The sequence below is a fragment of the Rubellimicrobium mesophilum DSM 19309 genome, from assembly GCF_000600335.2.
GTDB classification, from domain to species: Bacteria; Pseudomonadota; Alphaproteobacteria; order Rhodobacterales; family Rhodobacteraceae; genus Rubellimicrobium; species Rubellimicrobium mesophilum.
Window position 1 is genome coordinate 23,145 of sequence record NZ_KK088558.1, and the last position, 24,094, is coordinate 47,238.

Genomic DNA, 24,094 nt, shown 5'->3' on the forward strand with positions numbered 1-24,094 from the left:
GACCGAGATGGACATGCCCTCATCCGACCTGCCCCGCCTGCCGCGCGGGCTTTCCCTGCTGGCCGGGACCCTCCCGCTCATGCCGGTCTCCCTCGCGCTGACGCGGCTCACGCGCGACCTCTCCGCGCGCCACCCGGGGATCCGGGCGCGGCTCGGGTCCTTTGCCGACCGGCGCTTCCTCCTCGACCTGGAGGACCTGCCCGTGGTCCTGCTCCTGGAGCCGGGCGGGGATCGGCCTCGCGTGCGGGCCTGCCGGCGGGGGCGCGAGCCCGGCCACGACGCCCGCATCAGGGGGCCCGTCTCGGCCTTCCTGGGGATGCTGCACGGGCGGCTCGACGGCGACGCGCTGTTCTTCTCGCGCGACCTCGTGGTCGAGGGCGACACGGAGGCGGTGCTGGCGCTGCGCAACGCCATCGACGACGCCGAGATCGACCTGTCCGAGGAGGCCGGCCACCTGACGGGCCTGGCCGCGCCCGCCGTCCGGGGCGCCCTGGGCCTGGCCGAGCGTCTGACCGGCGTCGCCCTCTCGCGCGGACTGGAGGCCGGGGCATGATGGAGCTCGTCTGCCCGGCGGGCACCCCCGCCGCCCTGCGCGCGGCCGTCCAGGCCGGGGCCCACGCCGTCTACTGCGGCTTCGCCGACGAGACCAACGCCCGCAACTTCCCCGGCCTGAACTTCAGCCGCGAGGAGATGGCCGCCGGCGTCGCCCACGCCCATGCGAACGGGGCCAAGGTGCTGGTCGCCATCAACACCTTCCCCCGCGCCGGCTCCGAGGATCTCTGGCACCGCGCCGTCGCCGACGCCGAATCCGCCGGGGCCGACGCGGTGATCCTCGCCGACCTGGGCCTCCTCGCCCATGCCGCCGAGCATCATCCCCGCCTTCGCCGCCACCTTTCGGTTCAGGCCGCCGCCGCCAACCCCGACGCGATCAACTTCTACGCCGAGGCCTTCGGGGTCCGCCGCGTGGTCCTGCCCCGCGTCCTGACGGTGGAGGAGATCGCCGCCATCAACCGCGACATCGACGTGGAGACCGAGGTCTTCGTCTTCGGCGGCCTCTGCGTCATGGCCGAGGGGCGCTGCTCCTTGTCCTCCTACGCCACGGGCCGGTCGCCCAACATGAACGGCGTCTGCTCCCCGGCGAGCCATGTCGCCTATGCGGAGGAGGGGGACGAACTCGCCGCCCGGCTCGGCGGCTTCACCATCCACCGCACGCCCAAGGGGGCGCCGGCGCCTTATCCCACGCTCTGCAAGGGGGCCTTCGTCTCGGGCGACCAGACCGGCCACGTCTTCGAGGACCCGGTGAGCCTCGACGCCACCCGCCTCATCCCGGCGCTGGCCAAGGCGGGGGTCTCGGCCCTCAAGATCGAGGGGCGGCAGCGGAGCCGCGCCTACGTGGCCGAGGTGGTCCGCAGCTTCCGCGCCGCCGTCGAGGCGCAGGCGGCGGGCCGCCCGCTGCCCGAGGCGACGCTCGCGAAGCTGACCGAGGGGCAGGCCGCCACCACCGGCGCCTACGCCAAGATCTGGAGATGAGCGCCATGCCCCTGCCGATGGACCTCACCGTAGGGCCGAACCTCTTCTTCTGGGACGCCGAGGCGGTGCGCGCCTTCTACGAGGGCCTCGCCGCCACCCCGGTCGCCCGCGTGGTGCTGGGCGAGGTCGTCTGCTCCAAGCGCCTGCCCTTCTGGCAGGACGAGATCCCTCGCGCCGTGGAGACCCTGCTGGAGGCGGGCAAGGAGGTCGCGGTCACCTCGCTCGCCCTCGTCACCCTCCCGCGCGAGCGGCGGATGACGGCGGACCTCCCCGGGACGGGCCTGCCGATCGAGGTCAACGACCTGACCGCGCTCCTCCACATCCCCGAGGGGCAGCCCTTCTGGGTCGGGCCGCTGGTCAACGTCTACAACGAGGGCACGCTGCGCTGGCTGGCCGCGCGCGGGGCCACGCGGGTCTGCCTGCCGCCCGAGCTGCCGCTCGCCTCCATCCGGGCGCTGGCCCGGACGGGCCGCGATCTCGGCGTGGCGGTCGAGGTCTGGGGCCATGGCCGCGTGCCGCTGGCCATCTCGGGGCGCTGCTACCACGCGCGGCTCCACGACCGGCCCAAGGACGCCTGCCTCTTCGTCTGCGGCGAGGACCCGGACGGCCGCGACGTGGAGACGCTGGACGGCCAGCCCTTCCTCGCGGTGAACGGCGTGCAGACCCTGTCGCAGTCCACCGCGAGCATGGCGCTCCAGGCGGGCGCGCTGGCCGAGGCCGGGGTGGCCTCGCTCCGCCTCTCGCCGCAGAGCCGGGACTTCGCGGACATCTGCGCGGGCTACGCCGACCTCCTGGCCGGGTCCCTGCCGGGGGAGGCCCTGGCCCGCCGGCTCGCACCCCTGGCGCCCGGAGGCCGCCTGTCCGACGGCTTCGTGAACGGCCCGTCGGGGGCCGCGTGGTCCGGCCCGCATGGCTGAGCCCGCCGTCCCGTCGCCCGACCGGGGGCCGGGACCCCTCCGGCCGCCTCAGGCCACCCGGCTCGCCAGGCTCACCCGGAGGTGCTGCCGCGCGAGGGCGGCGATCAGGTCCGTCTGCGTCACGATCCCGACGATGGTCCTGTCCTGCGTCATCACCGGAACGGCGTCGGATTCGTTCTCCGCCAGCAGGGGCAGCAGGGCGCTGACCGGCGTCGTCGGGGCCACCCGGGGCGTGCCCACGGCCATGATGTCGGCGGCCCGGACCGGGGCCTCGCGCTCGGGGTCGAGCAGGCGCGCCATCGCGGCGGCGAAGTCCATCTTCAGGTGCAGCGAATCCTCCCGGGCGCGGCGGATCAGGTGAAGCTGGAAGATCACCCCCAGGAACCGGTCGCTCCCGTCCACCACCGGAAGGGACGTGAAGGCATGGAGCCGGAACAGGTCCGCGACCTCGGAGAGCGGCGTGTCGGGATGGACCGTCACCAGATCGCGCGACATGATGTCCGCCGCGGTGAGCGGACCGGCCTGATGACTCGCCGCCTGCATCTCGGCCGCGCCGATCAGCCGCGCGAGGTCCTCCACGCCGAGGTTCAGCGACTGCCGGTAGCGCCGCAGGATGTCGGTGAGCTCCGCCTCGGACAGGCCCAGGCGCTCCACGGCCGGGTGGTCGGCGGTGCGGTGGGCGCGCTCGTCGTCGTAGTGCCGGAACGGGTAGCGCCGTCCCGTCAGGTGGGCGTAGGCGATCCCCACGACCACCAGCAGCGCCGAGCCGACCGCCACGGGGGCGAGCGCGAAGCGGAACCCCAACTCGTGGATGGCGTCGGGGTTCATGGCGGCCGTCATCGCCACCGCCCCGGCGGGCGGGTGCACGGCGCGCGCCAGGCTCAGGGCCACGACGGAGAGGCCCACGGCCAGCGCGATGCGCAGGGCCGGGTCCTCGACCAGCCGCACCACCAGGATTCCCACGACCGCCGCCAGGGTGTTGCCCACCACCGCCGACCAGGGCTGGGCCAGGGGGCTGTTCGGCACGGCGAAGATCAGCACGGAGGTCGCCCCGAAGGGCGCGATCATGTAGAGCCCCAGCCGCAGGTCCAGGCCGGGGGACAGCACCAGCAGCCCCGCGACTCCCAGGCCGATCAGGGCGCCGAGGCCGGCCCGAAGGGCCTCGACCGGAGGGACGGCGGCGATGGCGGGGCCCAGGACCCGCAGCGCGTGCTGCAGGGGCGAATGGCGCCGTGAGATCAATTCGGGGCAACTCCTACCCGGGACGACGAAGCGAGGCCGCCCTGGCCCGACTTGCGGCTCCGAAAACGCGGGTCCGGCAGCGGGACGCTGGGGCCGATCCCCAGGGGCGAGCCTGCCTCTATGGCAATTCCCGGGCGGTGTGAACTCGGTCCTCTCGGGCCCGGCGCCCCCACCCGGGCGACCCGAGGTGGCAAGAGCCTGCCTAACGCGGCGTCAGGCGCGCGAAGCGGTGGACCTGCTGGCGGCGGCGGGATAGGCAGGCTGGAAAGCCACGGCCCCGACTGGGGTCGGAGAGCGTCGTCGAGCAGGATCAGCAGTACAGGCGTGGAAGCACAGGAAGCCAGAGGCCGCGGCCCGCGCGGCGCCACGACCGTCCGGCCGTATCAGATTCGCGGCCGGTTCCTGACCGCCATCGCCCTGCGCCTCGAAGGCCCGGCCGACCAGCGGATGATGGCCGACCTCGACGCCCAGATCCGGCAGACGCCGCAGTTCTTCGCCGACGCGCCCATGGTCCTCGACCTGGAGCTCGCCGCCGGCGCCGTGACGCCCGAGGACCTCGCGAGCTTGGTCGAGCATCTGCGCTTCCGCAGGATCTCGGTCTTCGCCGTCCAGGGCGGCACCCGCGAGCAGAAGGCCGCCGCCGCCACGCTCGGGCTGATCTCGATCCCGGCCGGGCGCGACGCGCCGGCGAGGGGCGCCGACCGCGAGGAGGCCCCGGCCCCCGCCGCGACGCCGGCGCCGACGGGGCCCGTGAACCGGCTCGTCACGTCCCCGGTCCGATCGGGCCAGACGATCATGGCCGAGAAGGGGGACCTGATCGTGGTGGGGACGGTGGGCTCGGGCGCCGAGCTGATCGCCGCCGGCAACATCCACGTCTACGGCCAACTGCGCGGCCGGGCCTCGGCCGGCGTCTTCGGGGACGAGACGGCGCGGATCTTCTGCCAGAGCCTCGACGCGGAGCTCCTCTCCATCGCCGGCCTCTACCACACCAGCGAATCCCTCGATCCCCTCGTCCGCCGGCTCAGCGTGCAGGTCCTCCTCCGGGGCGACCGCCTCTGCGTGGAGCCCTTCGGACAACCCCAGCCCCGAGACAGGAGCGGCCAGTGAGCAAAGTCGTCGTCGTCACCTCCGCAAGGGAGGGGCGTGGGCAAGACCACGACCTCCGCCGCCATCAGCGCGGGCCTCGCCAAGCGTGGCCTGAAGACCGTCGTGATCGACTTCGACGTGGGCCTGCGGAACCTTGACCTCATCATGGGCTGCGAGCGGCGGGTCGTCTTTGACTTCATCAACGTCATCCAGGGCGACGCCAAGCTCAAGCAGGCCCTGATCCGCGACAAGCGGCTCGACAACCTTTGGGTGCTGCCGACCTCCCAGACGCGCGACAAGGACGCCCTCTCGCGCGAGGGCGTCGAGAAGGTGCTGGACGAGCTGAAGAAAGAGTTCGACTACATCGTCTGCGATAGCCCGGCCGGCATCGAGAAGGGCGCGCAACTCGCCATGTACTTCGCCGACGAGGCCATCGTCGTCACCAACCCCGAGGTGTCCTCGGTCCGCGACAGCGACCGCGTGCTGGGCCTCCTCAACAGCCGCACCCGCCGGGCCGAGCAGTCGGGCCAGGAGCCGGTCAAGGCCCACGCCCTGCTGACGCGCTACGACACCGGCCGCGTGGCGCGGGGCGAGATGATGACCGTCGAGGACGTGCTGGAGATCCTGGCGATCCCGCTCCTGGGCGTGATCCCGGAAAGCCCCGCCGTCCTGCGCGCCTCGAACGTCGGCACGCCCATCGTCCTCGACGAGCCCTCCAAGGCGGGGGCCGCCTACGAGGACGCCGTCGCCCGCCTGGTCGGCGAGCAGGTCGAGATCCGCATCGAGCCGAACGAGCGGCCCGGCTTCTTCCAGCGGCTGTTCAAGAGGACGGCATGAGCATCTTCGGCTTCCAGTTCCGCCCCAAGAAGGCCGCCACGGCCCAGACCGCCAAGGAGCGCCTGCAGATCCTCCTCGCCCACGAGCGGGCGGACACCGCCGCGCAGGACATCATGCCGCTCCTCCAGCGCGATATCCTCGAGGTGATCCGGCGCCACATGAGGATCGACGGCGACGCCGTCGACATCCGCATGGAGCGCGACGACGACCGGTCGAGCCTCGAGATCAACATCGAGCTCCCCGGCGCCCGCGCCCTGTCTGCCCAGGTCCGCCGGTAGCCTCTCGGGCTCCCGGCAGGGCGCGGCGGCCCGGGGCCCGGTCCGTGACCGGCAGCCTGACGTTCTCCCAGCCCGGGGGGCTCCAACCGTCGGTGGACGGACGCCGCATCGACCCGGCGCGGCGCCTTCGCCGCGATTCTCCCCGACGCCGTTAACGGTTTCTCAACCTTTCCCTGCCATGGTGATCCCGTCCCCGGGTCGCCGCCCGGCGGGGTAGGGGGAGTTGCGCCCCGCGACTGGCGGCTACGTTTCCAGAAGGGGCCCCGGGCGGCAGGGCCTTACGACCGGCCAGGGCCGGAAGCGCCCCGATAGGTCACATCCCCGCCGCAGACCGTCAGGGCCACCTCCAGCCGGTCGATGTCCTGCGGCTCCACCGCCTCGATGTCCCCCGACAGGAGCACGAGATCGGCCATAAGCCCCGGCCTCAGGCGGCCCGTCAGGTGCTCCATGTGCGCGGCCCAGGCCCCGTCGCGGGTGTAGGCGGCGAGCGTCCCCAGGAGGCCCACCCGCTCGTCGGGCAGATCCTCGGCCCAGGGCCTGCGGCAGACGGCGGCCTTGATGCCCCGCAGCACCGCCACGTCCGAGACCGGCCAGTCCGAGGCGAAGGCCAGCGGCGCGTCGAGCGACTTCCAGCGGTAGGCGTCGGCCCAGCGATGGCGTGGGATCTGGCCGACCGTGGGCTCCAGCGGCAGGTCCATGCAGCCCGGAGGATGCGGCGGCTGGACCGAGGCCACGGCGCCCAGCTCCTTCAGGCGCAGGCGGTCGTCGGGGTGGATCAGCTCGATGTGCTCGACCCGGTGGCGGCTGTCGCGGGGCCCGTTGGCGCGCCGCGCGGCCTCGTAGCCATCGAGCACGGTCCGCACCGCCCCGTCGCCGATGGCGTGCACCGCGATCTGGAGCCCGCGCCGGTCGGCCTCGGTCGCCACCTCCGCGAACCGGGCCGGGTCGAAGAGAGGCTCGCCCCGCCAGCCGGGACGGCCCGGATAGTCCTCGATGGTGAGCGCGGTGCCGCTGTCGATGACCCCGTCCATGAACATCTTGACGTGGCCGGAGAGGAGGCGGTCCCCCTGCCAGTCCCAGGCCATGGCGCTGGCCTTCTCCAGCTCGCCCAGCTCCATCCAGGGCTTGAAGTGGAACGGCACCTTGACGCGGAGCGGCAGCTCCCCCGCCTCCTCCAGCTCGCGCAGGAGCTCCAGGGTGTAGAGGTTGCCGTCCATGTTCACGGCGCTGGTGATCCCATGGGCCGCGAAGTGGCGCGCGGCGGCCAGGACCATGGCCCGGTCGGCGGCGCGCTCCTCGGGGGTGGGCGGCGTCTCGGGCTCGCCGCCGGTCCGGAGGCCCAAGGAGGCGCGCTCCACGCCCGCGAGGTTCATCAGGGGCCCGAAGGCCGGGGACTCGCGCAGCTCGCCGGTGGCGAGGCCGTCTTCCCCCATCACCACCTCGGACCCCGGGGCGAGGTCCCGCCCGTGGAGGAGGCCCGCGGCGCGCAGGGCAGCGGTGTTGGCCCAGACGGTGTGGTGGTCCCCCGCGACGAAGGCGAGCGGCCGGTCGGGCAGGATCGCGTCGAGGTCGGCCCGCGTGGCGGCCCGCCCGAAGATCGCGTAGTCCGCGCCCTGCGCGACCAGGACCGGGGCGTCCGGGTTCGCGGCGGCGTAGTCCCGGACCGCCCGGCCCACCGCCTCTTCGCCCATGATGCCGGTCAGCGGCAGGTGCCCAAGCTCCGCGCCGCCGTAGAACAGGTGGCAGTGGCTCTCCACGAAGCCGGGAAGCAGCGTGGCCCCCCGGGCGTCGATCACCTCCGTCCCGGGTCCGCGCAGGGCCATAATCTCCTCCGCCCGCCCCACGGCCAGGATGCGGTCGCCCGCCACCGCGACGGCCTCGGCCCGAGGGGCATCGTCGTCCATGGTCAGGACGCGGGCGTTGGTGACGATCAGGTCGGCGGTGGTCATGCGGCGATTCACGACGGGGGAAAGTGACAGGCGACGAGGCGTCCGTCGGCCAGCGGTCGGAGCGCCGGACGCTCGGCGCGGCAGAGGTCCTGCGCGTAGGGGCAGCGGGTCACGAACTTGCAGCCCTTGGGCGGGTTGGCGGCGTTCGGGATCTCGCCCTTGAGGATGATCCGCCTCCGCCGCGCGGCGGGATCGGCCACGGGCACCGGGATCGCGGACAGCAGCGCCTCGGTGTAGGGATGCGCGGGCGCGTCGAAGATCGTGTCGGTCCCGCCGGTCTCCATGACCGAGCCCAGGTACATGATCGCCACCCGGGTCGAGACCTGCCGCACGACACCCAGGTCGTGCGCGATGAACAGGTAGGTGAGTGACAGCCTCTCGCGCAGATCGGCGAAGAGGTTCACCACCTGCGCCTGCACCGAGACGTCGAGCGCCGAGACGGGCTCGTCGGCGACGATCAGGCGCGGCTCCATGGCGAGCGCCCGGGCGATGCCGATGCGCTGGCGCTGCCCGCCCGAGAACTCGTGCGGGAAGCGGTCGAGCGCGGCGGCGGGCAGGCCCACGAGGTCCATGAGCTCGCGCAGTCGCCCCGGGATCTCGCGCGCGGGGTGGATGCTGTGGATGGCCAGCGGCTCGGACAGGATGTCGCCCACGCGGCGGCGCGGGTTCAGCGACGACGAGGGGTCCTGGAAGATCATCTGGACCGACCGCCGGAAGGGCCGCAGTCCCCGCGTCCCGAGCCGGGTCACGTCCTGCCCGTCGAAGACCACCGCGCCGTCCGTCGTCTCGATCAGCCGCGTGAGGCAGCGGCCCAGCGTGGACTTGCCCGACCCGCTCTCCCCCACGAGGCCCAGCGTCTCGCCCTTGTGGACGGCGAGGTCCACCCGGTCCACCGCGCGCAGGGTCTGGCCGCTGCCGGGGACCCAGCTCCGCCGCAGCACGAACTCGCGCGTGAGCGCCCGCGCCTCGATCAGCGGCGCGGCGGTCATGCGGCGACCCGGGGCGGGCGCAGGGCGGCGCGGGTCGGCGCGTCGAGGACGCAGAGCGCCCGGTGGCCGCCCGCGACCTGCTCGGGCGGGGGCAGGCGGCAGATCGGCATCGCGGCCCGGCAGCGCGGGGCGAAGGGGCAGCCGGGCTCGGTCCGGCCCGGCGGGGGCGGCATCCCGGCGATGGAGGGGAGCCTGCGGGGGCGCGGCCCCGTCAACGGCGGGATCGAATCGAGGAGCCCCCAGGTGTAGGGGTGCCAGGGATCGTCGAAGAGCTCGGCCACGGTCCCCGTCTCGACGATCCGGCCCGCATACATCACCGCCACCCGCGTCGCCATCTCGGCCACCACGCCCATGTCGTGCGTGATGAGCACCACCGAGGAGCCATGCTGCGCGCTGAGCCGCCGCAGCATGTCGAGCACCTGCGCCTGCACGGTGGTGTCGAGCGCGGTGGTGGGCTCGTCGGCCACGAGGAGGGCGGGATTGCAGGACAGCGCCATGGCGATCACGGCCCGCTGCCGCATCCCGCCCGAGAGCTCGTGCGGGTAGCGGTCCACGGCCCGCTCGGGCATCGGGATGTTCACGTCGCGCAGCAGCGCCACGGTGCGGTCCCGGGCGGCGTGGCGGCTCACCCGCTCGTGCGCCCGGATCTGCTCGGCGATCTGGTCGCCGATGCGGTGGACGGGGGTGAGGGCGGTCATCGGGTCCTGCGAGATCAGGGCGATGTCGCGGCCCCGGATGCGGCGCAGCGCGCGTTCCGAGAGCCCCAGGATCGGCTCGCCCCGGAACGTCGCCTCGCCTTCCACGACCGTCCGCCGCCGGTCCACGAGGCCCAGCACCGACAGCAGCGAGACCGACTTGCCCGACCCGCTCTCGCCCACGACGGCGAGGACCTCGCCCGGCTGGACGGCGAAGGAGACGTCGTGGACCGCCGTCACCGGGCCGCCGTCGGTCGTGAAGGTCACGCGGAGGTGGCGCACGTCGAGGAGCGGGCTCATGCGCGCACCCGGGGGTCGATCACCGCGTAGAGCACGTCCACCAGCGCGTTCGCGGCCACGACGAAGAACGAGGCGTAGATCACCGTGGCGAGGATCACCGGCAGGTCGAGGTTCTGGAGCGCGTGGAAGGTCAGCCGCCCGATGCCGTTGATGCCGAAGACCACCTCGGTCAGCAGCGCCGCGCCGCCGACGAGCGCCCCGAAGTCGAGCCCGAACATGGTGATGAAGGGCAGGAGAGAGGTCCGCAGCGCGTGGCGCAGCATGATGCGCGTGGGGCTCAGCCCCTTGGCGCGGGCGGTGCGGATGTAGTCCTCGGAATAGGCCTCGATCAGGTTCGCCCGCAGCACCCGCCCGTAGATGCCGATGTAGAGGACCGCGAGCGTGATCCAGGGGATCACCAGCGCCTTGAACCAGCCCGAGACGCTCTCGCTCAGGGGCACGTAGCCCAGCCCCGGCACCCAGGAGAAGAGCCAGGTGTCGTGGTAGCGGCTCTGGCTGAGGAGGTTCGCGACCTCGCCCAGCCAGAAGACCGGGGCCGAGATGCCGATCAGCGACAGGATCATCAGCCCCCGGTCCACCGCCGTGTCCCTGAGCGCCGCCGCAGCGACCCCCACGGCGAGCGAGCCCAGGACCCAGAGCACCGCCGCGCCGCCCACCAGCGACAGCGTCGCCGGGATCGCGTCCAGCACCTCGGGGATGACCTTCTGCCCTCGGTTGACGAAGGAGGTGAGGTCCCGCGTCACGAAGAGCCGCTTCATCATCACGACGTACTGCACCGGCAGCGGCCGGTCGAAGCCGAAGTCGTGGCGGATCTGCTCCACCGTCTCGGGCGAGGCGTTGCGCCCGGCGATGCGCGCCGCCGGATCCGATCCGGGCGTGGCGAAGAAGATCAGGAACACCAGCACGCTGATGCCGAACATCACGAAGGCCATCTGCACGAGGCGCGCGACGACCGTGGCGAGCATCAGCGCCCGTGCCCCCGCGCGTCGAGAGCGTCCCGCACCGCGTCGCCCAGCACGTTGAGCGCGAGCACCGTCGCCACGATGGCGAGGCCCGGCGCCAGCGCCACCCAGGGCCGCGAGTAGAGCAGCGTCTGCCCGTCCTGGATGATCGTCCCCCAGCTCGCGTCGGGGGGCTGCACGCCGATCGAGAGGTACGAGAGCGCCGACTCGGTGGTGATGGCGAGCGCGAGGAGGATAGGGACGAAGACGATGATCGTCGGCAGGAGGTTCGGCAGCACGTCCTTGCGCAGGATGCGGCGCGTGGGAAGGCCCAGGCCGATGGCCGCCAGGACGAACTCGCTCTGCCGGAGCGTCAGGACCTGCGCCCGGATGGGCCGGGCCACGTAGGGGACGTAGATCACGCCGATGATCCCGATGGGGAGGAGGAGGCTCCCCGCCGTGATGGTCACGGGCCCGATGGTGAAGGCGCTGGTGAGCAGAACGATCGAGAGCGAGATGGCGAGGAGGTAGACCGGGAAGGCCCAGAGCACGTCGAGGATGCGCGACAGCACCGTGTCCACGATCCCGCCCATGTAGCCCGCGACGAGGCCCACGAGGGTCGCGAGGATCAGGCACAGCACCGTCGCCGAACCCGCGATCACCAGCGAGTTGCGGCCCCCGTAGAGCAGCCGCGCGGCCACGTCCCGCCCTTGGTTGTCCGCGCCCAGGAAGTAGCCGCCCAGGTCCCAGGTGGGCCCGATGGGCGTCACGCCGAGGCCGAGCCCGGTCGTGGACGGCTCCATGACCGGCACGCTCTGGCCGTCGATCACCCAGGTCCCCGCGAGGTTCGACCGGAACGGGTCGATGCCGAGCCAGCCCGCGTAGGCGGGCGCGAGGAGCGTGAGCGCGGCCACGGCCAGCAGCACCGCCAGCGAGACCATGGCCGAGCGGTTGCGGCGCAGGCGGCGGAGCGCGGTCCGCCAGGGACCGCGTCCCTCGGCGGGGCGCACGGCGTCGGCGGGCTCGGCCGCCGGTGCCAGGACGGGTTCGGACGGCAGGCTCATCGTCTCGGCCGGCCAACCTCGTGCGGGGCCGGGATCACTGGACCCAGGCCTCGGACATCACCCACTTGTACTGGTTCGAGAACATGTAGTTCCCGACCCGCGTGGACAGGAAGTCGATGGACTTGGGCGTGAAGAGCGGCACGACCGGCGCCTCCTCCATGAAGGCCTGGTCGATCTTGGCCCATTCCGCGTTCGCCGCCTCCGGGTCCGTCACGGCGAGCTCCATGGCCGCCTGCATCCGGGCGTCCAGCTCCTCGTTGCAGTAGCCCGAGATGTTGACCGAGGCATCCGACCCCGGATGGAACGAGGCGCAGGACAGCAGCACGTTCAGGAAGTTCGAGGCCGCCGGGTAGTCCTGGTACCACTGGCTGACGCTGATCTGGACGTTGTTGTTGGTGTTCTGGATGTAGGTGAACTGGATGTTCGAGGAGATGGCGTTGACGCTCGCGTTGTAGCCCAGGTCGGTCAGCACCGACTGGAGATAGGTCCCCACCCCGCGCGAGACGGTGGTGTCCTCGACCACGACCGTCACGTCCTGCCCGGCGGTCCCGGACTCCTCGACGAGGGCGCGGGCCTTGTCCATGTCCGGCGCGGTCCAGGCCGTGCCGGGGTTCTGGGTGTAGACGCAGGAATCCTCGTGCCCCGGGAAGCCGGGCGGCAGGATCTGGCAGACGGGCTGCGCGAGAACCGGCCCGCCGAAGACCTGCACCAGCGCGTTGCGGTCCACCGCGTAGTTCAGCGCCTGCCGCACCCGCACGTCGTCGAAGGGGGCCATGTTCACGTTCATCGGCGCATACCAGAAGGCGGTCAGCGGATTGACGTGCACCTGCTCGGCGTATTGCGTCCCGATCTCGTTCAGGCGGTCGGCCGGGGGCTGGTCGAACATCCAGTCCGCCTGCCCGTTCTGCACCGCCGTCACCTGCGCCTCGTCGGTCAGGCCGAAGCCGTACTCGATCCGGTCGACGTAGCCGTCGGGCTGGGCGTCCTGGCTCCACTCCTTGAAGTGGGGGTTGCGCACCATCACGAGGCTTTCGTTCGGGTTGTAGCTCTCGAAATAGTAGGGACCGGTGCCGGGGATCGGGTTCACGCCCGCGTCGGTGGCCGGCGTCTCGGCGGGCAGGATCACCGCATGGGGACCGAGATCTTGAGCAGGAACTCCGGGTCCGGCGCCACGAGGTTGATCGTCACCGTCCGCGCCGCCTCGTCGCCCACCACGCCGCCCTCGAGCGTGCAGTCGGCGGGCGAGGACAGGCAGGCGTCCGCGCCCACGATCCCGTTGTAGAAGGTCCCCGAGGTCGGGCCCGAGATCTTGAAGATGCGCTGGAACGAGGCGACCACGTCGTCCACACCCACGTCGCTCCCGTCCGAGAACTTGAGGCCGTCGCGCAGGTGGAAGACGTAGGTCTTGCCGTCGTTGGTGGGCTGCGGGACCTCGGTGGCGAGATCGGCCACCACGACGCCGCCTTCCTCGCCGGCGGCCTTCTTGAAGGTCAGGAGCCCGTCGTAGACGAGCTGCATCACCTGCCAGTACTGCGCGGTGTAGTTGATCTGGGGGTCGATGGTGCCGCCCGCCGCGCTGGCCACCAGCCGGAGCGTGCCGCCCCGGTGCTGCTGCATCAGCTCCTCGCGCGACTGCGCGGAGGCGGCGAGCGCCGTGGTGGACAGCAGCGCGGCGCCGACGAGGGCGGCGCGTCCCGTGCGCAAGGTCATTGGTGGATCCCCTCTGTTGTTCTGGTCGTCGTCGCGCCGTCGCCGTCCACCTCGTCCAGGAAGGCGGCCACGGCAGCCAGGCAGGCGTCCTTCTCCTCCACGTGCGGCATGTGGCTCGACTCCTCGAAGATCGTCCACCGCACGTCGGGGATGCGGTCGGCGTAGGGCCGCACGCAGGCGTCGGTCGCCTCGTCGTGGCGGCCGGAGATCAGGAGCGTCGGCACCGCGATCCGGTCGAGGCGGTCCTCGATGGTCCAGGTCTTCAGGGTGCCGATGACGTGGAACTCCGACGGCCCGTTCATGGTGTGGTAGACGGTCGGGTCCTCGGCGATGGCGTCGAAGGTGCGCTGCACCTCGGGCGGGTTGGGCACCACCCGGCAGACATGGCGCCCGTTGAAGACCTCGACGGCCTTCGTGTACTCGGGGTCGTCCGTCGTGCCCGCCCTCTCGTGCCGGAGGAGCGTCGCCTGCACCTCGGGCGGGAGCATCTCGCGAAGGCGGTTGGCCTCCGCCACCCAGGTGACCATGCTGGCGGGGGAGTCCGCGATCACGAGGGACCGAAGGCCCCCGGGCCGCCGCACCGCGTGCTCGGCCGCGAGCATCCCGCCCCAGGACTGGCCCAGCACGGCGTAGCGGTCCTGGACTCCGAGGTGCCGGAGCAGGTTGTCGAGCTCGGAGAGGAACAGGTCCACCGTCCAGACCTCGGGCCCGGCGCCCCGCAGGTGGGTGGAGCGGCCGTTGCCGATCTGGTCGTAGTGGATCACGGCCCGCCCCGTCTCCGCGAGGTCCGCGAAGGACAGCACATAGTCGTGGGTGCAGCCCGGCCCGCCATGCAGGACGACCAGGGGCGTCCTGCCCGACCCGAGATCGCCCGTGACCCGGTACCACGTCTCGTGCGCGCCGAACGGAGCGCGGCCCTCCCGCACCGACATCCACCGCTCTCCCTGTTGTTCTTGCTTGAACATCCGGGCTTCCCGTCGAATCTGTCAAGCGTGATCGGTGGCCGTTCCGCGACGGCACCCGGCTTGCCCCGCATGGCAGGCCGTGATCAAGGCGCAGGCGCCCAGGATGCGTCGGAGCGATGGTTGCCCCTACACGTCCCTGGCCGGGCCGTCCTATGCTGGGCCGGCGCTGCGCGACCAACCTGCAGGTGACGCCCCACATGAACGACCATCCAGACCCCTTTCCCTTCGAGGAGCTGTGCCGCGACCTGGCCCTTCGCCTCACGGGGCGCCCCAGCGTGACGGGGACGCCCGACGAGGCCGGCTTCGGCCCGTGGCTCGCGGAGATCCTGACGGCGGAGAGCCGCCTTGGCCCGACGGCGGAGGTCTGGACCTTTCCCGTCGAGGAAGGCGACCCGAGGCTCTGCGTCGCCTGCATGGTCCGGGGATCGGGCCGCGCGACGGTCCTCCTGACCGGGCACTACGACACGGTCACGACCTCGGACTACGGCGACCTCGAAGAGGTCGCGCTGCGGCCGGAGGAGCTGGCGCCCCGTCTGCGCGCGCGGCTCGAAAGCGCGCGGCCCGGCTCGGCCGAATGGCTCGCCCGCGAGGATCTGGCCTCCGGGCGCTTCCTGCCCGGACGCGGCCTTCTCGACATGAAGGCCGGGCTGGCCGCGGGGCTGTCGGCCATGGCCGCCTTCGCCGCCGACCCTCGGGCGCGCGGCAACCTCCTCTTCATCGCCGTCCCGGACGAGGAGAACGCCTCCGCCGGCGCGCGCCGGGCGGCGGTCGAACTCGGGCCGCTGGCGCGGGAGCGTGGCCTGGAGATCCGGCTGGCGGTCAACCTCGACGCCATCGCCGACGACGGCGACGGGACCGCCGGTCGAGTCGTCGCCCTGGGGACCGTCGGCAAGGTGCTCCCCACTGCCTTCGTCGTCGGCGCCCCGGTCCACAGCGGCTTCCCGCTCCGGGGCCTCAACGCCGCTGTCCTGGCGGCCGCGCTGGCGCAGCGCCTCGAATGGGCGCCCGAGCTGACGGACGAGACCGCCGCCGAGCCCGGGACCCCGGTCAGCCTCCTGTCCCTCAAGGACGGCAAGGCGGGCTACGACGTGACCACGCCCGGCACCGCCTTCGCCTACTGGAACGTGCTCAACCACCGCCGCGACCCCGCGCGGGTCCTCGACATCGTGGAGGCGCTGGCCCGCGAGGCGGTGCGGGCCTGCGTCGAGGATCTGCACGCCAGGGCCCTGAGATCCGGGCAGCCCTCGGGCCCGATCGCCACCGCGCCCGAGGTCCCGATCCTGCGCTACAGCCAGCTCCTCGCCCGCGTGCGCGCGACCGACGCCGCCATCGACCAGGCCGTCGCGGCGGAGGGGGCCCGTCTCGCCGCGACGGGGATGCCGTTCCCGGACATATGCCAGGTCCTCACGGCCATGCTCTGGACGCGGTCGGGCCTGTCCGGCCCCGCCATCGTCCTCGGCCTGGGCTCGACCCCCTACCTCGCCACCGAGCTCGCCGACCCCCGGACCCGCGCCGACATAGACGCCCTCCTGGCCGAGGCGCCGGCCCGCCATGGGACCAGCCTCCACGCGGTGGACTACTTCGCCGGCATCTCTGACATGAGCTTCTTCGGCCAGGGCGATGCCGGGGCCTTCGCCCGGCTCGCCCCCGAGACCCCGGCCTGGGATACCTGCGTGAGGCTCGGGCCCTCGAGCCTCGCCGGGGTGCCGACCGTCAACCTCGGGCCCTGGGGCCGAGACTACCACACCCCGCTCGAGCGCATCGAGGCCGACTACGGCTTCCGCGTCCTGCCGCGCCTTCTGTTCGACCTCGCCACGCGGGTCCTGCGGTCAGGAGGCGTGACGACCTAGCGCGCGACCCTTGCCCGTCCCGGCCAACTCGCGCAGGTTCCCCGGAACCATCAGGGAGCCGCCATGAGGACCTTCTTCAGCGAGGATCACCGCCTGCACTTCCCGCAGGCCGAGCTGTCGGGGGGCGAGTTCGTCACCCCCTACGAGCGGCCGTCCCGGGTCGAATACATCCTGGGTCAGCTCAAGGAGCGCCGGCTGGGCGAGATCGTGGCGCCCGGGCCGGTGGACATGGGGCCTGCCGAACGGCTGCTCGACGCGGGCTTCCTGCGGTTCCTGGAGACGGCCTACGACGAGTGGAAGGCGGCGGGCCAGGGGGGAGAGGTCATCGCGGCGGGGATGCCCACGCGGCGCCAGCGCCACGACCGCATCCCCCGCAACATCGACGGCAAGGTGGAATACTACTGCCACGCCAGCGAGACGGCGATCACCGGCGGCACTTGGCGGGCGGCGCAGTCGTCGCTCGCCTCGGCGCAGGCGGCGCAGCGCGAGGTCGCGGGTGGCGCGCGGGGCGCCTTCGCGCTCTGCCGCCCGCCGGGGCACCATGCGACGAGCGACCAGTACGGCGGCTACTGCTTCATCAATAACGCCGCCGTGGTGGCCGAGATGTTCCGCATGGGCGGCGCGCGGCGCGTGACGGTGCTCGATGTCGACTTCCACCATGGGAACGGCACGCAGGACATCTTCTGGCGGCGCGGCGACGTGATGTTCGCCTCGATCCACGGCGACCCGCTGGACGCCTATCCCTACTTCGCGGGTTACGCCGACGAGATCGGCGAGGGCGAGGGGAAGGGACCAACCTCAACGTGCCGGCTCCCGCCGGGCACCGGCTACGGCCCCTGGGCCGAGGCGCTGGATGGGCTGATCGCGCGCATCCGCGACTGGGGCGCCGAGGCGCTGGTCGTGTCGCTGGGCGTGGACGCCTACAAGGACGACCCGATCAGCTTCTTCAAGCTCGACAGCCCCGATTTCCTCGACTGCGGCCGGCGGATCGGGCGCATGGGCCTGCCCACCGTGTTCTGCATGGAAGGCGGCTACGCCATCGAGCAGGTCGGCGTGAACACGGTCAACGTGCTGGAAGGGTTCGAGGATGCGTGAGCTGACGGTCGCTGCCCCGCAGTTCGCCGCCTCCGAGGAGCCGGAGGAGAACGCCGACAAGGCCGAGGCGATGGTGCGGGAAGCTGCGGCGCGCGGGGCGCGCCTCATCCTCCTGCAGGAGCTGTTCGAGTCGCGCTACTTCTGCGTGACCGAGAACCCGCGCTACCTCGCGCTCGCCCGGCCCTTCGAGGGCAACCCCCTCGTGGCGCGCTTCGCGGCGCTCGCCGGGGAGCTGGGCGTCGTGCTGCCGATCCCGTTCTTCGAGGCGGCGGGGCAGGCGCATTTCAACTCGGTCGCCATGGCGGACGCGGACGGACGGGTCCTCGGCCTCTACCGCAAGAGCCACATCCCGCAGGGTCCGGGCTACGAGGAGAAGTTCTATTTCTCCCCGGGCGATACCGGGTTCCGGGTCTGGGACACCGCGGTCGGGCGCATCGGCATCGCGATCTGCTGGGACCAGTGGTTCCCGGAAACGGCCCGGGCCGATGGCGCTGATGGGGCGGGAGCTGCTCCTCTACCCCTCCGCCATCGGCAGCGAGCCCGAGGCGCCGGGCTACGACAGCCAGCCGCATTGGGAGACGGTCATGCGCGGCCACGCGGCGGCGAACCTCATGCCGGTGGTGGCGTCGAACCGGATCGGCGCGGAGCCGCAGGGCGGGCGCGAGGTGGTCTTCTACGGCTCGTCCTCGTGGCCGGACCGACCGGCGAGGTACTGGCGCGGGGCGGCCGGGACCGCGAGGAGATCGTCCTGGCGACGCTGGACCTCGACGCCTGCGCCGAGATGCGGCGCGGCTGGGGCCTGTTCCGCGACCGGAGGCCCGACCTCTACGGGCGGCTGGCCGGGCTCTAGGATTCGGCCCTCCGTAGGGTGCGCGGACGGCGCACCGGGCAGCGACGGGCCGGCCGACGTGGTGCACGGACGGCGCACCCTGCGGCTCGCGCCCTCTGCCGCGACCGGCGCGATTTCCCGCAGCCGTTAACGGTTTCTCAACCTTTCCCTGCCATGGTGACCCTGTCCCTGGGTCGCCGCCCGGCGGGGTAGGGGGAGCTGCGTCCTCCGCCTGGGCCGCCCGCGTCACCGGACGCCACCCTCGAAGGGGTGCGGGGGCGCCGACCGCCCCCGCGTCGTCGCCTCAGCTCTGAAGCTCGGTCCAGATCCGCGTGTAGAGGTCGTTCGCCGAGGGTGGGCAGGTGGGGAGGAAGTGGCCGTTGGCCTTGAACTCCTCGGGGATGACGATCTCGGGGGCGTCGCGCATCTCGGGGTCCATGAACTCCTCGGAACCCGTGATGCCGTTGGCGTAGCGGGCGAAGTTGGAGATCAGCGCGGCGTTCTCGGGCGCCATGATGAAGTTGAGGAACTCATAGGCCTCGTCCACGTTCTGCGCGTCCGACAGCAGCGCGACCGAGTCCATCCAGAGGGGATAGCCCTCCTTCGGGTAGCCGTACTGGACCGGCGGGTTGTTGAGCCGCGCCCGCATCGTCGGGCCGTTCCAGGTCAGCGCCGCCATGATGTCGTTGGCCGAGAGCTTGGCCTCGGAGTCGTAGTCCATGGACAGCCAATGGGGCTTGGCGTCCATCAGCATGTCGCGGACCCGCTTGAGCACGTCGAGGTCCTCGGTGCAGAGCTCGCCGCCCTGGTTGAGGATGGCAAGAGCCATGACGTCGCTCATCTCGGGCACGACGTTGATCTTGCCCTCCAGCTCCGCCGGCGGGTGGAAGATCACGTCCGAGGTGTTGATGTCGCCGGAATAGGCCGAGGTGTTCACGGCGACCGCCGTCGAGCCCCATTGCCACGGGATCGTGTAGCGGCGGCCGGGGTCCCAGTCCACGTCCACCCATTCGGGCGCGATGTTGGCGTGGTTGGGCAGCTTCGAGAGGTCGAGCTCCTGGATCAGGCCCTGCTCGACATAGACGGGGACCATGTGGGCCGAGGGGACCACGAGGTCGAAGCCATGGCCGCCGGCCGAGATCTTGGCGAGCGCGGTGTCGTTCGAGTCGTAGTCGGTGATGGTGACGTCGATGCCCGTCTCGGCCTCGAACTTCTCGATCATCTCGGGCGAGGTGTAGTCGCCCCAGTTGTAGAGCTGGAGCTGCCGGTCCTGGGCGGCCGCCCCGGTGGCAAGCGCGGCCAGCGCGGTGGTGAGGAGCAGTTTCGTCATGGGGTCTCCCTTGGTGATGCGGGTCTCAGGCCCGCTTGCGCGTGATGAGGAAGAAGGCGGTCAGCAGCGCCAGCGTGATGGCGAGGAGCACGGCCGAGATGGCGTTGACCTCGGGCGTGAGCGTCCGGCGGAACTGGCCCAGCATATAGGTGGCGAGCGTGTCCTGCCCTGCCGACTTGACGAACTCGGTGATGACCACGTCGTCGAGCGAGATGACGAAGGCCAGCATCGCCCCGGCGATGATCCCCGGCATTAGCAGCGGCAGCGTGATGCGCCGGAAGGCCTGGACGGGCGTGGCGTAGAGGTCCGCCGCCGCGAGCTCGAGCGTGCGGTCCATGTTCTCCAGGCGCGCGCGGATCGGCAGGTAGGCGAAGGGGATGCAGAAGGCGGAATGCGCCAGCATCAGGTAGCCCAGGCCCTGATAGCCCGTGGAGGAGCGGATCACGCCGAAGACGATGAGGAGCGAGACCGCCGTCACGATCTCGGGCACCATCAGCGGCTGGTTGATGAGGGCGTAGATCGCCGTGCGGCCCCGGAAGCGGCCCTGCCGGGCGGTGCCGAGCGCGGCCAGCGTGGCGACCGCCGTCGAGGCCACGGCCGCCGTGGTGGCGATGAGGAGGGAGCGGACGGCGGCCTCCTGCACGGCCTCGTTCTCCCAGGCGTCGTGGTACCACTTGAGCGAGAGGCCGCCCCCATTCGGACATCGAGTTCAGCTCGTTGAACGAGAAGATCACGAGCGTTGCGATGGGGAGGTAGAGGATCGCGAAGGCCAGGACGGCGATGGCGCCGAAGCCGGGCAGGCGCGTGACCGAGAAGGCGCGCGGCCGGGCGGGCGCGGCGGCGGGGCTGTCCAAGGCGCCGGTCAGGGGCGTGTCAGCCATCGCGCCCCTCCCGCGCCGAGACGCGCACATAGACCAGGAGCGCCGCCGTCACCACGAGGAGGAGCAGCATCGAGAGCGCGGCGCCCAGGGGCCAGTTGCGGGCCTGGCCGAACTGGAGCTCGATGAAGTTGCCGATCATCATGTTCTTGCCGCCGCCGAGCACCCGCGGCACCACGTAGGAGCCGAGCGCCGGGATGAAGACGAGGATGCTGCCCGCCACGATGCCGGGACGGACGATGGGCAGGATCACCTTCCGCAGGAGCGCGAGCCGCGAGGCATAGAGGTCGTAGCCCGCCTCGAGCAGCCGGAAGTCGAAGCGGTCGATGGCGGCATAGAGCGGAAGCACCATCAGCGGCAGGTAGACATAGGTCATGCCGATCAGCGTGGCCCAGTCGGTGAAGAGGATCTGGATCGGCCGGTCGATGAGGCCGAGCCCCGTCAGCGCCGTGTTCAGGAGCCCCTCGTTCCGGATCACCTCCATGATCGCGAAGGTCCGGATGAGGAGGTTGGTCCAGAAGGGGATCGTGATGAGGAACAGCCAGAGCCCCCGCGACCGCTCGGGCCTCGTGGCGATGAACCAGGCGGTGGGCAGGCCCAGGACGAAGGTCAGCAGCGTGGTGACGACCGAGAGCCAGGCTGAGCGCCAGAAGATCACGAGATGCGCGTCGGCGGCGCTGACGGTGCCGTCGAAGATGTCGCGCTCGAGGAAGACGCCGAACCAGGCCGCGCCAGAGAGGGGGAGGGTCACGCCGCCGTAGCCGCCCTTGGTCAGGAACGAGAAGACGAGCACCACGAGGAGCGGGCCCGCCGCGCCCACGAGGAGCAGGAGGAGCGCCGGCGCCGAGAGGAGCCAGCCCGCGCGGGCCCTCCGCCGGGCCGTCGCCATCTCGGCCATGCCCGGGACCATGCCTCAGCCCTCCAGGACCTGGACGGCGCCGGGGGCGATTCGGAGGCCGACCTGGGTGCCGGAGGGCGGGGCGGAGTCGCCGGCCGGGGAGGAGGGCACGCGCGCGACCACGGCGCTTCCGTCCGAGAGGCGCAGGTGGACATGACTGTCCGTGCCCAGGTAGGTCGCGCCCTCGACGGTGGCCGGGAGCAGGCCCTCCGCGAGGACATCGAGCCGGAGCTGTTCGGGCCGGATGGCGACGGTGACGGGGCCGGAGCCGGGCCCCTGGGCGACCGCCTCGCCGGAGGCGAGCCGGATCACGCCGCCCTCGGCCCGGGCGGGCAGGAAGTTCGTCTCGCCGATGAAGTCGGCCACGAAGCGGTTCACCGGACGGTTGTAGATGTCGCGCGGGGTCCCGACCTGCAGGAGCTTGCCCGCCGACATCACGCCGATGCGGTCGGACATGGTCAGCGCCTCCTCCTGGTCGTGGGTCACGAAGACGAAGGTGATCCCCGTCTCGTGCTGGAGGCGCTTCAGCTCGGACTGCATCTCCTTGCGGAGCTTGAGGTCGAGCGCCGAGAGCGGCTCGTCGAGGAGGAGCACCTCGGGCTGCGGGGCCAGCGCCCGCGCCAGCGCCACGCGCTGCTGCTGACCGCCCGAGAGCGCGTCGGGCCGGCGTCCGGCGAGCTGGTCGAGGCGGACGAGGGCCAGCATCCTCTCGGTGGTCTGGCGCACCTCGGCCCGGGACTTGCCGAGCATCTCGAGGCCGAAGGCCACGTTCTGCGCGACCGTCAGATGCGGGAAGAGCGCATAGCTCTGGAAGACGGTGTTGACGCGCCGCCGGTTGGGCGGCTCGCCCGTGATGTCGCGTCCGCCGAGCAGGATGCGCCCGGCGGTCGGCGTCTCGAACCCGGCGATGCAGCGCAGCAGCGTTGTCTTCCCGCAACCGGAGGGGCCGAGCAGAGTGAAGAACTCGCCCTGCGCGATGCGGACCGACACGTCGTCGAGGGCGCGGACGACCTCGGCACCCTGCCCGAACTGCTTGACGATGTTCTGCGCCTCGACCGCCGGACCTGCGCCCACGCTGGACCTCCCTGCTCTTCGAAGCCATGCTGCACCGGCGATCCGCGCGTTGTCTAGCGGGGCGGGCGCTTGTGGAACCAGGGCCGGGCCATCTCGACCTCGCGGCAGAGGGCGATCAGGGTCTCGTCCTCGCCGAAGCGCGCGGCGAGCTGCACGCCCACCGGCAGGCCCCCGGCCGTCCAGTGAAGGGGCAGCGAGGCCGCCGGCTGGCCGGAGGCGTTGAAGGCGGTGCAGAAGGGGGAGTAGGGCCAGACCCCCTCCTCGCCCAGGCGATAGGCGAGGTAGTCCTCGCTCTGGTGGGCGAAGCGGCCGATCTCGGCCGGAGGCTCGGCCATGACGGGGGAGAGGAGGACATCGATCCGCTCGAACTCGGCCGCCATCCTGCGGCCATAGGCGTGGATGCGCCCGATGGCGGCGAGGTAGCCCTCGCCCGAGAGGGAGCTCGCATGGGCCATCGCCCCGCGCGAGACCGGCTCCACGAGGCCTTCGGGGTCGCGGCCCTTCGGCGCGGAGCGGATCCAGAGGGCGGTGCCGCAGGCGACGATGTCCACCCATGCGCGGATCATGCCCTCGTGATCGGCGTCGGGGCGGAAGGGCTCGACATGGTGGCCAAGGGATTCGAGGAGCCGCGCGGCGTCCCGTACGGCCTCGGCGCAGTCGGGATCCACGGGGCGGCCCGTGAAGGTCGTCTCGCAGACGCCGATCCGCAGCCGCGCGGGCGGGCGGGCGATGGCGGCCATGTAGCCCTTGCAGAGCGGCGGCGCCCAGTAGGGGGCGCCGAGGTCCGCGCCCTCGGTGGCGTCGAGCAGCGCGGCGGTGTCGCGGACGGAGCGGGTGAGATAGCCGTCGATGGCCATGCCGCCCCAGCCCTCGCCGGCATAGGGCCCGTCGGGCAGGCGCGCGCGGGTGGGCTTCAGGCCGAAGAGCCCGCAGTTGGAGGCCGGGATGCGCACCGAGCCGCCGCCGTCCGAGCCATGGGCCGCCGGCACGATCCCCGCCGCCACCGCCGCCCCGGCGCCCCCCGACGAGCCGCCCGGCGTGCGTCCGAGGTCCCAGGGGTTGCGGGTCGGGCCGCCGTAGACGACGGCCTCGGTCGCCGGCCCGATCCCGCCCTCGGGCGCCGTGGTGCGGCCGAGGATGACGAGCCCCGCCGCCTTGAGGCGGGCGACGATGGCCGAATCGGCGGGCCAGGTCTGGTTCCTCCAGAGCCGCGAGCCCGAATGCGAGGGGAAGTCCGCCGCTTCGGCCCCGAGGTCCTTGAGGAGGAACGGGACGCCCCGGAAGGTTCCCCGGGGGAGGCCCGAGCGGATCGCCTCCCTCGCGCGATCCTCCTGGACGAGCACCACGGCGTTGAGGGACGGGTTGAGGGCCTCGACCCGTGCGAGAGCTTCGTCGAGCAACTCGTCCGGAGTCACGGTCCCGCTGGCCACCAGGGCGGCCAGGCCCGTCGCGTCGTGACCGTCGTAGTCGAATGTGACTGGCAAGCTCAAAGGCCTCCATGCTGTCGTGGGGGTGGGCCGTGCGTCCGTCGTGACATGATGCACGGGCATTCCATGCCCAGTTCATGTCGGGGACATGAGGGACCTGCAAGGCGGTGGGACGGAAAGGCACCTGCGCCCCGCCTCGGCCGACGGCCA

21 protein-coding genes and 3 pseudogenes are annotated in these 24,094 nt (G+C 72.1%); 10 read left to right on the forward strand and 14 right to left on the reverse strand.

What is annotated here, in order from left to right; translation table 11 throughout:
* Window positions 1–13: 13 nt before the first annotated feature.
* Genes ubiT through ubiV form a run of 3 tightly spaced genes read left to right on the forward strand, consistent with a single transcriptional unit; the run spans window position 14 to window position 2,447 of the window.
* Window positions 14–553 (forward strand): ubiquinone anaerobic biosynthesis accessory factor UbiT, encoded by a 540-nt coding sequence (gene ubiT, locus RUMESO_RS05935; RefSeq protein WP_037278931.1) that lies wholly within the window; start codon window positions 14–16, stop codon window positions 551–553.
* Entirely contained in the window at window positions 553–1,530 is a 978-nt protein-coding gene (ubiU, locus tag RUMESO_RS05940; RefSeq protein WP_037278933.1) for a ubiquinone anaerobic biosynthesis protein UbiU, read from the forward strand. The genes ubiT and ubiU overlap by 1 nt, the downstream gene beginning before the upstream one ends.
* A 17-nt stretch (window positions 1,531–1,547) precedes the next feature.
* Complete coding sequence (gene ubiV, locus RUMESO_RS05945) at window positions 1,548–2,447, forward strand: ubiquinone anaerobic biosynthesis protein UbiV (protein WP_037278936.1); 900 nt, start codon at window positions 1,548–1,550, stop codon at window positions 2,445–2,447.
* A gap of 48 nt (window positions 2,448–2,495) precedes the next feature.
* Here ubiV and RUMESO_RS05950 read toward each other — a convergent pair whose 3' ends face one another.
* Complete coding sequence (locus tag RUMESO_RS05950; protein ID WP_245639168.1) at window positions 2,496–3,689, reverse strand: HPP family protein; 1,194 nt, start codon at window positions 3,687–3,689, stop codon at window positions 2,496–2,498.
* A gap of 324 nt (window positions 3,690–4,013) precedes the next feature.
* Here RUMESO_RS05950 and minC point away from each other — a divergent pair, with 324 nt between their 5' ends.
* The 3 genes and pseudogenes from minC (at window position 4,014) to minE (ending at window position 5,890) form a co-directional block, all read left to right on the forward strand.
* Complete coding sequence (minC, locus tag RUMESO_RS05955) at window positions 4,014–4,796, forward strand: septum site-determining protein MinC (RefSeq protein WP_051521072.1); 783 nt, start codon at window positions 4,014–4,016, stop codon at window positions 4,794–4,796.
* A pseudogene (minD, locus tag RUMESO_RS05960) lies at window positions 4,793–5,612 on the forward strand (septum site-determining protein MinD). The gene minC and the pseudogene minD overlap by 4 nt, the downstream one beginning before the upstream one ends.
* A gap of 2 nt (window positions 5,613–5,614) precedes the next feature.
* Window positions 5,615–5,890, forward strand: a complete 276-nt coding sequence (gene minE, locus RUMESO_RS05965) for a cell division topological specificity factor MinE (RefSeq protein ID WP_037278941.1) — start codon at window positions 5,615–5,617, stop codon at window positions 5,888–5,890.
* 278 nt (window positions 5,891–6,168) lie between these two features.
* Here the strand turns inward: minE and RUMESO_RS05970 are convergent, their stop codons facing one another.
* From RUMESO_RS05970 to RUMESO_RS06000, 8 genes are read right to left on the reverse strand one after another with little or no spacing between them, the layout of a single operon-like run.
* Window positions 6,169–7,839 (reverse strand): amidohydrolase, encoded by a 1,671-nt coding sequence (locus RUMESO_RS05970; RefSeq protein WP_037278868.1) that lies wholly within the window; start codon window positions 7,837–7,839, stop codon window positions 6,169–6,171.
* 8 nt (window positions 7,840–7,847) lie between these two features.
* A complete protein-coding gene (locus tag RUMESO_RS05975; protein ID WP_037278870.1) occupies window positions 7,848–8,828 on the reverse strand; it encodes an ABC transporter ATP-binding protein in 981 nt (326 codons plus the stop codon).
* Entirely contained in the window at window positions 8,825–9,823 is a 999-nt protein-coding gene (locus RUMESO_RS05980) for an ABC transporter ATP-binding protein (RefSeq protein ID WP_037278871.1), read from the reverse strand. Before RUMESO_RS05980 ends, RUMESO_RS05975 begins: the two co-directional genes overlap by 4 nt.
* Window positions 9,820–10,788, reverse strand: a complete 969-nt coding sequence (locus tag RUMESO_RS05985; protein WP_037278872.1) for an ABC transporter permease — start codon at window positions 10,786–10,788, stop codon at window positions 9,820–9,822. Before RUMESO_RS05985 ends, RUMESO_RS05980 begins: the two co-directional genes overlap by 4 nt.
* Window positions 10,788–11,828: an ABC transporter permease gene (locus RUMESO_RS05990; protein WP_082483383.1), complete on the reverse strand. Its 1,041-nt coding sequence runs from the start codon at window positions 11,826–11,828 to the stop codon at window positions 10,788–10,790. Before RUMESO_RS05990 ends, RUMESO_RS05985 begins: the two co-directional genes overlap by 1 nt.
* A 34-nt stretch (window positions 11,829–11,862) precedes the next feature.
* Entirely contained in the window at window positions 11,863–12,954 is a 1,092-nt protein-coding gene (locus tag RUMESO_RS05995) for an ABC transporter substrate-binding protein (RefSeq protein ID WP_211262799.1), read from the reverse strand.
* Complete coding sequence (locus RUMESO_RS27715; RefSeq protein WP_211262800.1) at window positions 12,951–13,538, reverse strand: ABC transporter substrate-binding protein; 588 nt, start codon at window positions 13,536–13,538, stop codon at window positions 12,951–12,953. The genes RUMESO_RS05995 and RUMESO_RS27715 overlap by 4 nt, the downstream gene beginning before the upstream one ends.
* Window positions 13,535–14,470: a proline iminopeptidase-family hydrolase gene (locus RUMESO_RS06000; RefSeq protein ID WP_037278873.1), complete on the reverse strand. Its 936-nt coding sequence runs from the start codon at window positions 14,468–14,470 to the stop codon at window positions 13,535–13,537. Before RUMESO_RS06000 ends, RUMESO_RS27715 begins: the two co-directional genes overlap by 4 nt.
* A 230-nt stretch (window positions 14,471–14,700) precedes the next feature.
* Here RUMESO_RS06000 and RUMESO_RS06005 point away from each other — a divergent pair, with 230 nt between their 5' ends.
* The 4 genes and pseudogenes from RUMESO_RS06005 (at window position 14,701) to RUMESO_RS28390 (ending at window position 18,428) form a co-directional block, all read left to right on the forward strand.
* Entirely contained in the window at window positions 14,701–16,353 is a 1,653-nt protein-coding gene (locus tag RUMESO_RS06005) for a M20/M25/M40 family metallo-hydrolase (RefSeq protein WP_037278945.1), read from the forward strand.
* Between the two features lie 63 nt (window positions 16,354–16,416).
* A complete protein-coding gene (locus RUMESO_RS06010; protein ID WP_037278874.1) occupies window positions 16,417–17,448 on the forward strand; it encodes a histone deacetylase family protein in 1,032 nt (343 codons plus the stop codon).
* Window positions 17,441–17,920 (forward strand): annotated as a pseudogene (locus tag RUMESO_RS28385) (nitrilase-related carbon-nitrogen hydrolase); the annotation flags it as partial. The gene RUMESO_RS06010 and the pseudogene RUMESO_RS28385, both read left to right, overlap by 8 nt.
* Before the next feature lie 22 nt (window positions 17,921–17,942).
* A complete protein-coding gene (locus tag RUMESO_RS28390) occupies window positions 17,943–18,428 on the forward strand; it encodes a nitrilase-related carbon-nitrogen hydrolase (RefSeq protein ID WP_281177540.1) in 486 nt (161 codons plus the stop codon).
* Window positions 18,429–18,581: 153 nt separating this feature from the next.
* On the opposite strand, the gene RUMESO_RS06020 is transcribed toward RUMESO_RS28390, so the two are convergent.
* The 5 genes and pseudogenes from RUMESO_RS06020 to RUMESO_RS06040 form a co-directional block, all read right to left on the reverse strand.
* A complete protein-coding gene (locus RUMESO_RS06020; RefSeq protein WP_051521075.1) occupies window positions 18,582–19,607 on the reverse strand; it encodes an ABC transporter substrate-binding protein in 1,026 nt (341 codons plus the stop codon).
* A 25-nt stretch (window positions 19,608–19,632) separates the two neighbouring features.
* Window positions 19,633–20,488: pseudogene (locus tag RUMESO_RS06025) on the reverse strand (ABC transporter permease).
* Window positions 20,481–21,395 (reverse strand): ABC transporter permease, encoded by a 915-nt coding sequence (locus RUMESO_RS06030; RefSeq protein ID WP_245639169.1) that lies wholly within the window; start codon window positions 21,393–21,395, stop codon window positions 20,481–20,483. Before RUMESO_RS06030 ends, RUMESO_RS06025 begins: the two are co-directional and overlap by 8 nt.
* Before the next feature lie 3 nt (window positions 21,396–21,398).
* Window positions 21,399–22,457 carry an ABC transporter ATP-binding protein gene (locus RUMESO_RS06035; RefSeq protein WP_037278875.1) on the reverse strand — a complete coding sequence of 353 codons (1,059 nt, stop codon included), beginning with the start codon at window positions 22,455–22,457 and terminating at the stop codon, window positions 21,399–21,401.
* Between the two features lie 53 nt (window positions 22,458–22,510).
* Window positions 22,511–23,941 carry an amidase gene (locus RUMESO_RS06040; protein WP_037278877.1) on the reverse strand — a complete coding sequence of 477 codons (1,431 nt, stop codon included), beginning with the start codon at window positions 23,939–23,941 and terminating at the stop codon, window positions 22,511–22,513.
* Window positions 23,942–24,094: the final 153 nt, after the last annotated feature.

Coding starts and splice junctions, on each gene's coding strand:
- ubiT (WP_037278931.1), top strand. CDS start 14: ATGCCCTCATCCGACCTGCCCCGCCTGCCGCGCGGGCTTTCCCTGCTG.
- ubiU (WP_037278933.1), top strand. CDS start 553: ATGGAGCTCGTCTGCCCGGCGGGCACCCCCGCCGCCCTGCGCGCGGCC.
- ubiV (WP_037278936.1), top strand. CDS start 1,548: ATGGACCTCACCGTAGGGCCGAACCTCTTCTTCTGGGACGCCGAGGCG.
- RUMESO_RS05970 (WP_037278868.1), bottom strand. CDS start 7,839: ATGACCACCGCCGACCTGATCGTCACCAACGCCCGCGTCCTGACCATG.
- RUMESO_RS05975 (WP_037278870.1), bottom strand. CDS start 8,828: ATGACCGCCGCGCCGCTGATCGAGGCGCGGGCGCTCACGCGCGAGTTC.
- RUMESO_RS05980 (WP_037278871.1), bottom strand. CDS start 9,823: ATGAGCCCGCTCCTCGACGTGCGCCACCTCCGCGTGACCTTCACGACC.
- RUMESO_RS05985 (WP_037278872.1), bottom strand. CDS start 10,788: ATGCTCGCCACGGTCGTCGCGCGCCTCGTGCAGATGGCCTTCGTGATG.
- RUMESO_RS05990 (WP_082483383.1), bottom strand. CDS start 11,828: ATGAGCCTGCCGTCCGAACCCGTCCTGGCACCGGCGGCCGAGCCCGCC.
- RUMESO_RS27715 (WP_211262800.1), bottom strand. CDS start 13,538: ATGACCTTGCGCACGGGACGCGCCGCCCTCGTCGGCGCCGCGCTGCTG.
- RUMESO_RS06000 (WP_037278873.1), bottom strand. CDS start 14,470: ATGTCGGTGCGGGAGGGCCGCGCTCCGTTCGGCGCGCACGAGACGTGG.
- RUMESO_RS06005 (WP_037278945.1), top strand. CDS start 14,701: ATGAACGACCATCCAGACCCCTTTCCCTTCGAGGAGCTGTGCCGCGAC.
- RUMESO_RS06010 (WP_037278874.1), top strand. CDS start 16,417: ATGAGGACCTTCTTCAGCGAGGATCACCGCCTGCACTTCCCGCAGGCC.
- RUMESO_RS28390 (WP_281177540.1), top strand. CDS start 17,943: ATGGGGCGGGAGCTGCTCCTCTACCCCTCCGCCATCGGCAGCGAGCCC.
- RUMESO_RS06020 (WP_051521075.1), bottom strand. CDS start 19,607: ATGACGAAACTGCTCCTCACCACCGCGCTGGCCGCGCTTGCCACCGGG.
- RUMESO_RS06030 (WP_245639169.1), bottom strand. CDS start 21,395: ATGGTCCCGGGCATGGCCGAGATGGCGACGGCCCGGCGGAGGGCCCGC.